This is a genomic window from Microbacterium sp. P5_B6 (assembly GCF_056400345.1).
On sequence record NZ_JBFULL010000010.1, the window covers coordinates 73,956 to 87,915 of the forward strand.

General features: G+C 69.5%; 9 protein-coding genes. 6 read left to right on the forward strand and 3 right to left on the reverse strand.

Annotated features, from left to right (window positions below; translation table 11 throughout):
- Positions 1–70 precede the first annotated feature (70 nt).
- From AC1DP3_RS14170 to def, 3 genes are read left to right on the forward strand one after another with little or no spacing between them, the layout of a single operon-like run.
- The gene (locus tag AC1DP3_RS14170; protein WP_477294323.1) at positions 71–3,478 is read left to right on the forward strand and encodes a pyruvate carboxylase; all 3,408 of its coding nucleotides are present in this window, start codon (positions 71–73) and stop codon (positions 3,476–3,478) included.
- 47 nt (positions 3,479–3,525) lie between these two features.
- Positions 3,526–5,076: a MinD/ParA family ATP-binding protein gene (locus tag AC1DP3_RS14175; protein ID WP_477294325.1), complete on the forward strand. Its 1,551-nt coding sequence runs from the start codon at positions 3,526–3,528 to the stop codon at positions 5,074–5,076.
- A 1-nt stretch (position 5,077) separates the two neighbouring features.
- Entirely contained in the window at positions 5,078–5,569 is a 492-nt protein-coding gene (gene def, locus AC1DP3_RS14180; protein WP_477294327.1) for a peptide deformylase, read from the forward strand.
- A gap of 49 nt (positions 5,570–5,618) precedes the next feature.
- Here def and AC1DP3_RS14185 read toward each other — a convergent pair whose 3' ends face one another.
- Positions 5,619–7,448, reverse strand: coding sequence for an AMP-dependent synthetase/ligase (locus tag AC1DP3_RS14185; protein WP_477294329.1), 1,830 nt, complete (start codon positions 7,446–7,448; stop codon positions 5,619–5,621).
- Between the two features lie 167 nt (positions 7,449–7,615).
- Between AC1DP3_RS14185 and AC1DP3_RS14190 the strand changes: the two genes are divergently transcribed.
- From AC1DP3_RS14190 to AC1DP3_RS14200, 3 genes are read left to right on the forward strand one after another with little or no spacing between them, the layout of a single operon-like run.
- Complete coding sequence (locus tag AC1DP3_RS14190) at positions 7,616–8,551, forward strand: ROK family glucokinase (protein ID WP_477294331.1); 936 nt, start codon at positions 7,616–7,618, stop codon at positions 8,549–8,551.
- A 2-nt stretch (positions 8,552–8,553) separates the two neighbouring features.
- Positions 8,554–9,288 carry a lysophospholipid acyltransferase family protein gene (locus tag AC1DP3_RS14195; RefSeq protein WP_477294332.1) on the forward strand — a complete coding sequence of 245 codons (735 nt, stop codon included), beginning with the start codon at positions 8,554–8,556 and terminating at the stop codon, positions 9,286–9,288.
- A gap of 41 nt (positions 9,289–9,329) precedes the next feature.
- Entirely contained in the window at positions 9,330–10,667 is a 1,338-nt protein-coding gene (locus tag AC1DP3_RS14200) for a class II 3-deoxy-7-phosphoheptulonate synthase (protein WP_477294334.1), read from the forward strand.
- 2 nt (positions 10,668–10,669) lie between these two features.
- On the opposite strand, the gene pknB is transcribed toward AC1DP3_RS14200, so the two are convergent.
- Both pknB and AC1DP3_RS14210 read right to left on the reverse strand, forming a co-directional pair.
- On the reverse strand, positions 10,670–12,607 hold the full coding sequence (gene pknB / locus AC1DP3_RS14205; RefSeq protein ID WP_477294336.1) for a Stk1 family PASTA domain-containing Ser/Thr kinase: 1,938 nt from the start codon (positions 12,605–12,607) through the stop codon (positions 10,670–10,672).
- Between the two features lie 70 nt (positions 12,608–12,677).
- The gene (locus AC1DP3_RS14210) at positions 12,678–13,898 is read right to left on the reverse strand and encodes a LysM peptidoglycan-binding domain-containing protein (protein WP_477294338.1); all 1,221 of its coding nucleotides are present in this window, start codon (positions 13,896–13,898) and stop codon (positions 12,678–12,680) included.
- Positions 13,899–13,960 lie beyond the last annotated feature (62 nt).

The following is a 13,960-nucleotide window of genomic DNA, read 5'->3' on the forward strand; positions in this document are numbered from 1 at the left end:
CTACGTTACCGTCCCCTAGGCTGAGGAGCACACTCAGCCCCCACTTGACGCCGGCCCCAACGAGGTGCGCATGTTCCGGAAGATACTGGTCGCCAATCGCGGTGAGATCGCCATCAGAGCGTTCCGCGCGGCGTTCGAACTGGGAGCGCGCACTGTCGCCGTGTTCCCCTATGAAGACCGCGGATCGCTCCACCGGCAGAAGGCGGACGAATCCTACGAGATCGGCCAGGCCGGGCATCCGGTGCGTGCCTATCTCGATGTGGACGAGATCATCCGCGTGGCGCTCGAGTCCGGCGCGGATGCCATCTACCCGGGTTACGGCTTCCTGTCCGAGAACCCTGAGCTCGCCGCCCGCGCCGCGGAGAACGGGATCACCTTCATCGGGCCGTCCTCGACTGTGCTCGGCATGGCCGGCAACAAGGTCACGGCCAAGGAGCACGCGATCGCCGCGGGTGTGCCGGTGCTCGCCTCCACCCCGGCATCCGACGACGTCGATGCGCTCGTCGCGCAGGCGGACGCGATCGGGTTCCCGATCTTCGTCAAGGCCGTCGCAGGCGGTGGCGGCCGTGGCATGCGCCGTGTCGAGACGCCGGGCGAGCTTCCGCCGGCCATCGCCGAGGCGATGCGCGAGGCGGGCGCCGCCTTCGGCGACCCCCGTGTCTTCCTCGAGCAGGCCGTGGTGCGCCCGCGGCACATCGAGGTCCAGATCCTCGCCGACGCCACCGGCGAGACGGTGCACCTCTTCGAGCGCGACTGCTCGGTGCAGCGCCGCCACCAGAAGGTCATCGAGATCGCCCCGGCACCGAACCTCGACGACGACCTCCGTCAGCGCATCCACCGCGACGCCGTCGCGTTCGCCCGGTCCATCTCCTACGTGAACGCCGGAACCGTCGAGTTCCTCGTCGACACGGCGGGGGAGCGCGCCGGCCAGCACGTCTTCATCGAGATGAACCCGCGCATCCAGGTCGAGCACACGGTCACCGAGGAGGTGACGGATGTCGACCTCGTGCAGTCCCAGATGCGCATCGCCGCCGGAGCCACCCTCGCCGAGCTCGGCCTCGAGCAGAAGGACATCACCCTCCACGGCGCGGCGCTCCAGTGCCGCATCACCACCGAGGACCCGTCGCAGGGCTTCCGCCCCGACACCGGCCGGATCACGACCTACCGGTCGCCCGGCGGCGCCGGCATCCGCCTCGACGGCGGCACAACCGCGGCGGGATCGCAGATCAGCCCCCATTTCGACTCGATGCTCGCCAAGATGACGTGCCGGGCGCGTGACTTCCCGTCGGCGGTCGCCCGCGCGAAGCGAGGGCTCGCCGAGTTCCGCATCCGGGGCGTGTCCACGAACATCCCCTTCCTGCGCGCCGTGCTCGAAGACCCTGCGTTCGCGGCGGGGGATCTGAGCACGTCGTTCATCGACGAGCGCCCCCATCTGCTGACGAGCCACCCCTCACGCGACCGCGCGACGAAGCTCTTGAACTGGCTCGCCGACGTGACGGTGAACCGGCCGTACGGCGAGAAGCCCCTCTCGGTCTCTCCGGGCAGCAAGCTGCCGGCGATCGACCTCACGACGGCGCCGCCTGCTGGCCACCTCGAGCGGCTGCGCTCGCTCGGGCCGGCTGAGTTCGCCCGATCCCTGCGGGAGCAGTCCGCCCTCGCCGTCACCGAGACAACGTTCCGCGACGCGCACCAGTCGCTCCTCGCGACCCGCGTGCGCACCCGGGACCTGGTCCGGGTCGGACCGCACGTCGCACGCATGACTCCGCAGCTTCTCTCGGTCGAGGCCTGGGGCGGCGCGACGTACGACGTGGCGCTGCGGTTCCTCGCCGAAGATCCATGGGAGCGTCTCGAGGCGCTTCGCGCGGCGATGCCGAACATCCCCATCCAGATGCTCCTGCGCGGCCGGAACACCGTGGGCTATACGCCGCGCCCGGTCGCCGTGACCGACGCGTTCGTGCGCGAGGCGGCCGCGACCGGGATCGACATCTTCCGGATCTTCGACGCGCTCAACGACGTCTCGCAGATGCGCCCGGCCATCGACGCGGTCCTCGGCACCGGCACCGCGGTCGCCGAGGTCGCCGTGTGCTACACCGGCGACCTGCTCGACCCGAGCGAGCCTCTGTACACGCTCGACTACTACCTCCGGCTCGCCGAGAGCATCGCGGAGTCGGGCGCGCACATCATCGCCATCAAGGACATGGCCGGTCTTCTGCGCCCCGCCGCCGCCGCCAAGCTCGTGAGCGCGCTGCGCGAGCGGTTCGACCAGCCGGTCCACGTGCACACGCACGACACCGCGGGCGGCCAGCTCGCCACGCTCCTCGCGGCCAGTGCCGCCGGGGCGGATGCGGTGGATGCCGCGGCCGCACCCCTCGCGGGAACGACGAGCCAGCCGTCGCTCTCCGCGCTCGTCGCCGCGCTCGCCCACACCGAACGCGACACGGGCCTCGACCTCCAGGCCGTGAGCGACCTCGAGCCGTACTGGGAGGCCGTCCGGCACCTCTACCGTCCGTTCGAGTCGGGCCTTCCGGGCCCCACGGGTCGCGTCTACCACCACGAGATCCCCGGCGGGCAGCTGTCCAACCTCCGCCAGCAGGCGATCGCGCTCGGTCTCGCGGACGACTTCGAGCTGATCGAGGACATGTACGCCTCCGCCGACCGCATCCTCGGTCGCATACCGAAGGTGACGCCCTCCTCGAAGGTCGTCGGCGACCTCGCCCTCGCCCTCGTCGCAGCTCGCGCCGATCCCGCCGACTTCGAGGAGAACCCTCAGGCCTACGACATCCCGGACTCGGTGGTCGGGTTCATGGCGGGCGAGCTCGGCGATCTGCCCGGCGGCTGGCCCGAGCCGTTCCGCACGAAGGTGCTGGCCGGGCGCGAGATCTCCATCGAGGTTCCGCCCCTGACGCCCGACGAGGAGGCCGGCCTCGAGGGCGACGGCCTCACCCGGCGCCGCACGCTCAATCGTCTCCTCTTCCCGGCGCCCACCAAGCAGTTCGAGGAGAACCGCGAAGCCTACGGCGACCTCTCGGCTCTCGGCACGCCCGATTACCTCTACGGGCTGAAGCCGGGGGAGGAGCATGTGGCCGAGATCGACCCGGGCGTCCAGCTGTACGTCGGACTCGAGGCGATCGGCGAGCCAGACCCCAAGGGCATCCGCACCGTCATGACGACGCTCAACGGTCAGCTCCGCCCCGTCTACGTCCGCGACCGGTCCATCAAGGTCGACACGGTCGCCGCCGAGAAGGCCGACACGTCGAAGCCGGGTCAGGTCGCCGCGCCGTTCTCGGGAGCCGTCACTCTCAAGACCGCGGTCGGCGATGTCGTCACCGCGGGGCAGCCGGTCGCATCGATCGAGGCGATGAAGATGGAGGCCGCCATCACGGCATCCGTCGACGGCGTCGTCGAGCGGCTCGCCATCGTGGGCACCCAGCAGGTGGAGGCGGGCGACCTTTTGGTCGTCATCCGTCCTGCGCAGTAACCTGGGGGAGGGGCACGACGCCCGATCCACCCCCTGGAGACCATGCTGTGACGCCCGACCGCAATGACCAGTCAGCCGAAGAAGAATCGCAGAACGGGATTCTCGCCGATACCGGCGCCGTCGACGCGACGGGCTTCGGGATCCTCGGAGACTCCACCGCGCAGGTGAGCGTCGTCATCCCGTCCCACGACGACGACGAGATCGACGATGAGGACGTGATCGGCGACGAAGTCGACATCGAACCTGAGATCATCGAACCTGAGATCATCGAGGCGGAGTTCGCCCCTGAGGAGATCCCGGCCGATTCCCCTGCGTATGTCGATGTCATCGACGCCGAGGAGTTCACGCAGGGGCCCGTCGAGGACTTCACCGCCGACAGCGAGACCGAGCCGACAGAGGAGGCCGAAATCGTGACAGAAGAGGCATCTTCCGACCGCGACGAGACGCGCACGGCGTACCTGCCGCCCGCTGCGACGAGCACCGGCGCCGTGCCGACCACGACCGGATCGACGCCCGCGACGCGCCGTGAGGCGCACGCCGACAACGCCGACCGCGCCGAACGCGCCGACCGCGCGCAGGTCGTCGAGCGGGTGGCCCCTCGTTCGGATGTCTCACTCAGCTCCAAGCGCCTCGGCGAATTCGAGCCGGGTCGCGAATCCGCCGACCTGCTCACGGCGGACCGCCTGCTCGATCCGCACCAGGTCGTCCGGTCGGAGCCCGAAGGCGCGTGGCAGCACTTCGTCTACTCGATCACCGGCCACCGGATCAACCTCGGGGACGGCAAGAAGGCGAAGGCCCGTAAAGAGCTCGACCGGCGCATCGCCGCCCCCCTTGGGGTCGGCGCACGCTTCGTGCCCGTGATGTCGCGCAAGGGCGGGGTCGGAAAGACCACGATCACGACGCTGCTCGGCATGGCGCTGGCGGATGCCCGCGACGACCGGATCATCGCCGTCGACGCCAACCCCGATCGCGGCACGCTCGCCGATCGGATCACGCATCAGAACGGCAAGACCGTCCGCGATCTTGTTCGCGAGCGCGCCGAGATCTCGGGGTACGCCGGGGTCTCCTCGGTCGTCGCCCGCGACGACACACGACTGGACGTGCTGGCATCGGATGCCGATCCTCGCGTCTCGGAGGCTTTCAGCGACCGCGACTACCAGGACGTCGCAACGCTCGCGGCGCACTACTACTCGATCGTGCTGACCGACACCGGCACAGGCATCGTGCACTCGGTCATGGAGGCGACGCTGGAGCTCGCCGACCAGCTCGTCATCGTCTCCGGACTGAGTGTCGATGAAGCGCGGCTGGCCTCCGAGACGCTGACGTGGCTCGAGACGAACGGCTACGCCGAGCAGGTGCGCGGCGCTGTCGTGGTGCTCAACAACTCGCGCCCCGGACTGCCGCTCGTGCAGCTCGACGAGCTCGAGACGCACTTCCGCACCCGCGTGCGCGCCGTCGTCCGGATGCCCTACGACCCGCACATCGCCGCCGGCAGCGCGATCACGTTCCGCGACCTCCGGCCCGCGACGCTGCTCGCTGCTCGCGACCTCGCGGCGACTGTCGTCGAGGGGCTGCGGTCGCTCGCCTCGGCGGCCTGACGTGACAGTACGTCCCATCCGCCTCTTCGGCGACCCCGTTCTGCGTGCCCCGAGCGCTCCCATCACACACATCGATGACGGGATCCGCGCGCTCGTGCAGGATCTTCTCGACACCGTCGCGCTTCCCGGCAGGGCTGGTGTCGCCGCACCCCAGATCGGTGTGGGACTTCGCGCGTTCAGCTACAACATCGACGGCGACATCGGCTACATCCTGAACCCGGAGGTCGTCGAGGTCTCCGGAGACGTCGTTCCGACGGGCGAGGGATGCCTCTCCGTGCCGGGGCTGTGGCACGACGCGCTGCGGCATCCCTCTGCCAAGGTCGTCGGCATGGACCTCGACGGCGACGAGGTGGTGCTCGAAGGCGAGGGACTGCTCGCTCAGGCGCTGCAGCACGAGACGGACCACCTGGACGGGATGCTGTACATCCAGCGCCTCTCGCCTGAGGACCGCAAGGCCGCGATGCGTGAGATCCGGCAGAGCGACTGGTTTTGATAGGTGAGAGGGCCGAGGTGGCAACCCCGGCCCCTCTCATCTCAGCTCATCAGCCGCCGAGCGACACGTTCGTGGTCGACACGGGCACGTTATAGAGTGCGTCGATCTCGCCGGCGAAGTCGTCGAGGATGACGTTGCGCTTGATGCTCATCTTCGGCGTGAGGTGACCGCTCGCTTCGCTCCACTCCGTCGTGAGGATGGTGAACTTGCGGATCGACTCGGCGCGCGACACGTTCTTGTTGGCGGCGTCGATGGCGCGCTGAACCTCGGCGCGGACGGCGCTGTTCTTGGCGGCATCGGTGAGGGTCATGTCGCCAGGCAGACCGTTGTTCGCGAGCCACGTCGGCAGCATCTCGGGATCGAGCGTCACCAGCGCCGAGATGAACGGGCGCTTGTCACCGACGACGACGACCTGTCCGACGATGGGGTTGGCGCGGATCGGGTCCTCGAGCGCGGCCGGCGCGACGTTCTTCCCGCCGGCCGTGACGATGATCTCCTTCTTGCGGCCGGTGATGGTGAGGAAGCCCTCCCCGTCGAACGTGCCGATGTCGCCCGTCTTGAACCAGTCGCCGTCGAAGGTGGCCGCCGTCGCCTCGGGGTTGTTCCAGTACTCCTTGAAGACGTTGATGCCGCGGACTTCGATCTCGCCGTCCTCGGCCAGCCGGACCCCGACGCCGGGCAGCGCCGGTCCGACGGTGCCGATCTTCGACTTGCGCGCGAGGTTGACCGTCGCCGGAGCGGTCGTCTCGGTGAGGCCGTAGCCCTCGAGGATGACGACGCCGAGGCTGTGGAAGAAGTGGCCGAGCCGGGGTCCGAGCGGTGCGGATCCTGAGACGGCGTAGACGACGCGGCCGCCCATCGCTTCGCGCAGCTTGCTGTAGACGAGCCGGTCGAAGAGCGCGAACTTGATCCTCGTGCCGAGGGGGACCTTCTTGCCCTCCTCCTGCAGCGTGGAGTGCTCCACGGCGGTGTGGGCAGCAGCGCGGAAGATCTTGCCCTTGCCGCCCGCCTCGGCTTTCTGCTCCGCCGAGTTGTAGACCTTCTCGAACACACGCGGAACGGCCAGCAGGAAGGTCGGCTTGAACGAGCCGAGTGCCGGCAGCAGGTTCTTCGTGTCGGGCTGGTGGCCGGTCTTCACGCCGGCGTGGATCGCGAGGATCGAGATGAAGCGGGCGAAGATGTGCGCGGTGGTGATGAACAGCAGGGTCGATGCCCCGGGCGCCTCGACGACTTCGCTCAGCGCCTTCGCCGAGTTGCGGCACAGCTCGACGAAGTTGCTGTGGGTGAGCACGCACCCCTTCGGCCGCCCGGTCGAGCCGGACGTGTAGATGAGCGTGGCGATGTCGGACCCGTTGGCGATGTTCCGCCGGCGCTCGATCTCGGCATCCGGAACATCCTTGCCCTGCTCGGCGAGCTTCGCGAGGTCGCCCGTGTGCATCGACCAGGTGGAGCGGATGAGTGGCAGCTCGGAGCGCGCCTCGTCGAGGCGCGCGGTGTGGTCGGGAAGCTCGGTGATGCAGGCGACGGCGCCCGAGTCGGTGAGGTTCCACGTGATCTGCGCGGGGGAGTTCGTCTCGTAGATCGGCACCATCACGGCACCGGCGAAGAAGAGCCCGAAGTCGACCAGGCTCCACTCGTAGGTGGTGCGGGCGATGAAGCCGACCTTGTCGCCCGGCTCGATGCCGGCGGCGGCGAAGCCCTTGGCGAGCGCGATCACCTGACGCTGGAACTCGGCGGCCGAGATGTCGCGCCATCCGTCGCCGTCGGGCACGGCGAACAGCGCGCGATCCGGCGTCTTCTTCACCCGCTCCACGAGCAGATCTGTGACATTGGCCTGCGGGTCTGCAGGGACGATCGGGGGGACTTCGAACTGAACCATCGGCAACTCCTTCGGTACCGGTTGCGTGTCGGGCATGCCTGGTTCGAGTGTATGCGGTCGACCTCGCGACGCCGGGCGACCGGCGGGAGGCCGGGCGCATGCGCGACGCGTCGCGCCGATAGACTGCAACGCGCCATCGCGTCGCGGTGCGCGGGAAAGGGAGTGCAGTGCTCAAGGTCGGGATCGACATCGGCGGGACCAAGATCGCAGGCGGTGTCGTCGACGAAGAGGGGCACATCGTCGAGAAGCTCCGCGTCGAGACGCCGGTCGATCCGCAGGCGCTCGAAGATGCCGTCGTCGACATGGTCCGGCACTTCTCCGACTCCTATGAGGTCGGCGCCGTCGGAGTCGCCGCCGCCGGTTTCGTCGACCGCGACGGTGCCGTCATCATCCACGCACCCAACATCGACTGGCACAACGAGCCCCTCAAGCAGAAGCTCGAGGCCCGGCTCCAGACTCCGGTCTCGATCGAGAACGATGCGAACGCGGCGGGCTGGGCGGAGTACCGCTTCGGCGGCGGCGCGCACGTCGACGACATGGTGATGCTGACGCTCGGCACGGGCGTCGGCGGAGCGGTCGTGCTCGGTGGTCACCTCTATCGCGGCGGCCACGGCATCGGGGGCGAGCTCGGGCACACGCGCTTCACCCGTGACGGCCGGGCGTGCGGATGCGGGCAGAACGGATGCCTCGAGCAGTACGCCTCCGGGCGCGCGCTGCAGCGTGAGGCCAACGAGATCGCCGACGCCGGCGGGATCGGCGAGGGGCTCGCGGCCGTCCGGGCCGAGAAGGGCTCGATCAGCGGCCCCGCCGTCTCCCGCCTCGTCCTCGCCGGTGACCCGGGTGCGCTGGAGGCGCTTCGTCGCGTCGCCACAGCCCTCGGCGAGGCGTGCGGCGGATTCCAGGCCGTGCTCGACCCTTCGCTCTTCGTCATCGGCGGCGGGGTGGCAGAGCTCGGAGACATCCTGCTCGAGCCGGTGCGCATCGCCTATGAGACTTCGCTCCCGGGCTACGGCGACCGCCCGGTCGCCCAGTTCGCCATCGCGCGCCTCGGCAATGACGCCGGGATCATCGGGGCCGCGGACCTCGCGGGAGGCGACGCGTAGCGGTGTTCTACTGGCTCATGAAGTACGTCGTGATCGGACCGATCACGAAGGCGATCTGGCGCCCCTGGGTCGTCGGCCGACGCAACATCCCGGCATCCGGAGCCGCGATCCTCGCGAGCAACCATCTGTCGTTCGTGGACTCCGTGTTCCTCCCGCTCATGATCGACCGCCCCGTGTCCTTCCTCGCCAAGAGCGACTACTTCACCGGTCGCGGCCTCAAGGGCTGGGCGACGCGGATGTTCTTCAAGATGACGGGGATGATCCCCATCGACCGGTCTGGCGGCAAGGCGTCGGAGGCATCGCTCAACACGGGTCTTCAGGTGCTGGGCCACGGCGATCTGCTCGGGATCTACCCCGAGGGCACCCGCAGCCCTGACGGCAAGCTGTATCGCGGCCGGACAGGGCTCGCGCGGATGGCCCTCGAAGCGCGGGTGCCGGTGATCCCCGTCGTCATGGTCGACACCGACACGATGCTTCCGACCGGCACGCATGTGCCGCGGATCGTCCGCGTCGGGATCGTCATCGGCGAGCCGCTGGACTTCTCGCGCTTCGCCGGCATGGAGGGCGATCGCTACATCCTGCGCTCGGTGACCGATGAGATCATGGTCGCGCTGCAGCGACTCGGAGAGCAGCAGTACGACGACGTCTACGCCTCGACGGTGAAGGACCGTCTCAAGGCGCCACGGGCTCCGAAAGGCGAGACCGCCGCGAAGGCCGTCACGACCACCAAGGCGTAGTACGACCTCGGGGGCCATGCCGCCGCCGATAGACTTGGCGGATGCTTCAGCAGCTGGATCCCCTCGACCACTGGCGCACCCTCCCCATCAAGCAGCAGCCCACGTGGCGCGACACCGATGCCGTGGCCGCCGTTTCCGCCGAGCTCGCCACCCTTCCGCCGCTCGTCTTCGCCGGTGAGGTCGACATCCTGCGGGAGCGTCTCGGGCGTGCCGCGGAGGGCAAGGCCTTCCTCCTTCAGGGCGGCGACTGCGCCGAGACGTTCGCCGGCGCCACGGCCGAGCAGATCCGCAACCGCATCAAGACGGTCCTGCAGATGGCCGTCGTGCTGACCTACGGCGCCTCGATGCCGATCGTGAAGATGGGGCGGATGGCCGGCCAGTTCGCCAAGCCGCGCTCGAGCGACACCGAGACCCGGGGTGACGTCACTCTTCCCGCCTACCGCGGTGACATCGTCAACGGCTTCGACTTCACCGAGGCATCCCGCCAGGCCGACCCCGCGCGGCTGCTCAAGGGCTACCACACCGCCGCGTCGACGATCAATCTGATCCGCGCGTTCACCCAGGGCGGCTTCGCCGACCTCCGCGAGGTGCACAGCTGGAACAAGGGCTTCGCGCAGAACCCGGCCAACCAGAAGTACGAGCGCCTCGCCGGTGAGATCGACCGTGCCATCCGGTTCATGGAGGCGGCCGGCGCCGACTTCGACGAGCTGCGACGGGTCGAGTTCTACACCGGCCACGAGGGTCTGCTCATGGACTACGAGCGCCCGATGACGCGCATCGACTCGCGTACCGGCACGCCGTACAACACCTCCGCGCACTTCGTGTGGATCGGCGAGCGCACGCGCGATCTCGACGGGGCGCACATCGACTACTTCTCGAAGATCCGCAACCCCATCGGGGTCAAGCTCGGTCCGTCCACGAGCCCCGACACGGTGCTCGAGCTGATCGACAAGCTCGATCCCGAGCGCGAGCCCGGCCGCCTGACGTTCATCACGCGCATGGGTGCCGGCAAGATCCGTGACGCCCTGCCGCCGCTGCTCGAGGCTGTCCGCAACTCGGGTGCGACTCCGCTCTGGGTCACCGACCCCATGCACGGCAACGGCATCACCACGCCGACGGGGTACAAGACCCGTCGCTTCGACGACGTCGTCGACGAGGTCCGTGGCTTCTTCGACGCACATCGCGCGGTCGGCACGTTCCCCGGCGGCATCCACGTCGAGCTCACCGGCGACGACGTGACGGAGTGCCTCGGCGGCTCGGAGGAGATCGACGAGGCGGCCCTCGCAACGCGCTACGAGTCGCTGTGCGACCCGCGCCTGAACCACATGCAGTCGCTGGAACTCGCGTTCCTGGTGGCCGAGGAGCTCGAGAAGCTCTGATCTCAGAGCACCGCGCGGATCCGCATGGAGACCACGGTGCCCTTGGTGTGCTTCGAGTCGGCCTTGGGGTCCTGCGCCTCGACCTCGGTGACGGGGTCGGGGAAGAGGTCCCAGCTCGAGTTGTAGTCGAACTGGAATCCCGCGTCGTCCAGCGCTGCCTTCGCCTGATCCCGGGTCATCCCGACGACGTTCGGGACGGGGAACAGCGGCGGACCCGCCGACACCACGAGCGTGACCGCTTCGCCGGGTCGCCACGAACCGCCGCCGTCGCGATCCGCGATGCGGATGACGAGCCCTTCGTCGACGCTTTCGCTGGTCTCCTCGGTGGTCCCGGCGATCTGCAGTCCCTTGGCGTTCAGCGCCGCGGTGGCGTCGCCGACGCTCTTGCCTGCGACATCCGGAACCGGCCCCACTGAGACCGAGAGCACCGCCGAATCGCCTTCGTGCACCGTGCAGCCGGGCGTGCAGTCGTAGGCGGGTTCCCCCGAGCGCGGCGTGACGGTCGCACCGATGACGGTGTTCTCGGCGTCGCCCGTGAAGTACTTCTCGTCCTCGCCGACGCTCACCCGGACGCCCTCGAAGGCGGCGCGCGCCTGGTCGGCCGGCATCCCCGCGAATGCCGTGAGCGCGTGATCCTGCGGGCCCTTCGAGACGAGGACCGTCACGCTGGACGCTTTGTCGACGCGGGCTCCGGCATCCGGATCCGAACCCGTCGTGGTTCCTGCGGGCACGTCGAAGTCGAAGACGTCCTCCTGCACGGCGACCAGGCCTTCGGCCGCGAGCGCGCCCTGCGCCTGCTCGAAGGTCATGTTGGCAACCTCGGGCACCGCGATCTGCGACCCGGGTCCCGAGCCGAACCACCAGCCGATCCCGGCGGCGAGCGCAGCGAGCACGATGACGAGGGCGAAGAGCCACCCGCCCTTCCGGGCGCGGCGCTTCGTGGCGGTCCGCAGCCGCGCCGCGTTGTCGACGTCGTCGATCGCAGCCATCGGTCCGGTGATGGCGGTGGGGAGCACTTTGGTCAGCTCCGCCTGAGCGCCGTCCTCGTCCCGGATGACGGACGTGGGGGCCGTGCGGGCGACCTGCGGCTGGATGCCGAGCTCCCGCTCGATCTCGCGCAGGCGATCGAGCATCTCCCGCGCATCGACAGGCCGGTCGTCCGGGGACTTCTCGGTCGACCACAGCACAAGCTCGTCGAACTGCTCGGGCACCCCCGGATTCTTGACGCTGGGCCGGGGCACCGAGTCGGTCGCGTGCTGGAAGGCGATCTGCATCGGCTGCTCGCCCTGATAGGGCTGCTCACCCGCGAGCATCTCGTAGAGCATGATGCCCAGCGAGTAGATGTCGCTGCGGGCGTCGGCGGTTCCGCGCGTCACGAGCTCGGGAGCGAGGTACGCGATCGTTCCCAGCAGCTGGGCGCCGGTGGCGGTGTTCGCGGTCGTCGCCCGTGCGAGGCCGAAGTCGCCGATCTTGATGCGGCCGTCCTCGGCGAGCAGCACGTTCTCGGGCTTCACGTCGCGGTGCACGATCCCCGCCCGGTGCGCCGCGGCGAGGCCCGAGAGGATGGCATCCATGATCGTGATCGTCTGCGCGAGTGTCAGGCGCTTCTGCTCGCGCAGGAGCTCGCGCAGAGTGATGCCGGGCAGGTACTCCATGACGAGATACGCCATGTCGCCGTCCTGACCCTGGTCGAAGACGTTGACGACGTGCGGATCGGCGAGGCGCGCGGCCGCGCGGGCCTCCTGGATGAACCGGCTCTGGAACACGGTGTCGTCGCTCAGGTGCCCGTGCATGACCTTGAGCGCGATGCGCCGCTCGAGCCGCAGGTCGGTCGCGACGTACACGGTCGCCATGCCGCCGCGCGCGATGCGCGCGCGCACCCGGTATCGGCCGTCGACCAGACGTCCGATCAGCGGGTCGGCCTGCTGACTCGTGCTCACGGCTCAGAGTCTACGGATGCAACGGTGGCAGCCAGCGGAGCGCCTCACCCGGCCGGCCTCTGGGCACGCGTCACCCGTAGGTCACGAGCAGAGCGGTGGCGGCGTTCTCCCATCGGGCGTAGGCCTCCGGATGAGCGGAGATCTGCACCGCCTGAGCCGCTTGCGTGAAGGTGAGGTTCTGCCAGCCCGGGATGTCGAGCAGGCCCCGGGTGTTCGCGCCGTTGGGGTCGGAGCGACCCCCGTAGAAGGCGCGTGCAGCCCGCCCGGCATCCTGCACCTCGGCCTCCGTGCCCCAGCCTGCGGTGGGACGCTGCTGGAAGAGGCCCAGGGAGTCGCGGTCCCCCCAGCCGAGGTTCCGCAGCGACGACTCCTGGAGGGCTGCGCCGAGCGCGATCGCGATCCCGCGATCCGGCACTCCGAGCTCCCTGCCGATCCCGATGATCAGCTGCACGTGCCCGACCTGCTCGCCGGACAGCGACGGCACGGGCTCTTGGACAAGCGGGGTGGGGGCGGGGGAGGGAGCGGGCGCGGGGGGCGCTGCCGGAGCCGCGCCGGGAAGCGCCAGCTTCTGGCCGGGGTAGATGATCGACGACCAGCCCAGCCCGCTCGCGGCGAACAGCGCCTGCACCGTGATGCCGTGCGCCCCGGCGATGGCGCTGAGGGTGTCTCCGGCCTGCACCGTGTACGTGGCCGGGCCCGCGACGGGCGCCGGGGGAGCGGTGGGCGGGGCCGGTGCTGCCGGGGCGGGCGCGGCGCCGCCGGCGATCTTCAGCGTCTGACCGGGGTAGATGATCGACGCCCATCCGAGTCCGTTGGCCGCGAAGAGCGCCTGCACGGTGATGCCGTGACGCTGGGCGATCGCGCTGAGGGTGTCTCCGGGCACGACCGCATACGTTCCGGATGCCGGAGCCGGCGGAGCGGGCGCGACGGCCGGAGTCGAGGGTGCGGTGCCCGTCAAGCGCAGAACCTGGCCTGGGCGGATGATCGATTCCCTGGACAGTCCGTTGATGGCGAGGATGTCGGCCGTGCGGAGTCCGTATCGCACCGCGATGCCGAAGACGGTGTCACCGCGTGCCACGGTGTAGGTGTCGGGAACGGCGACGGATGCGGGAGCCCGCTGGGGCACGACCACACCGGTGACGCCGAGCAGCGGCATCCGTGCGGGCTGCGGCTCGACTTCTCGCTCGGTGGCGCCGGCGGCCGGACCGCTCAAGAGCAGCGCGATGGATCCTGCCAGTGCGGCAGGCGCTGCGGCACCGACCAGCCGCTTGCGGTTACTCAGGTGTCGCACGAGATTCCCCCTCTGTGACTCCGCCACCGTGTCACGGAAGTAAAAAGCTGTCAACCAGCGGT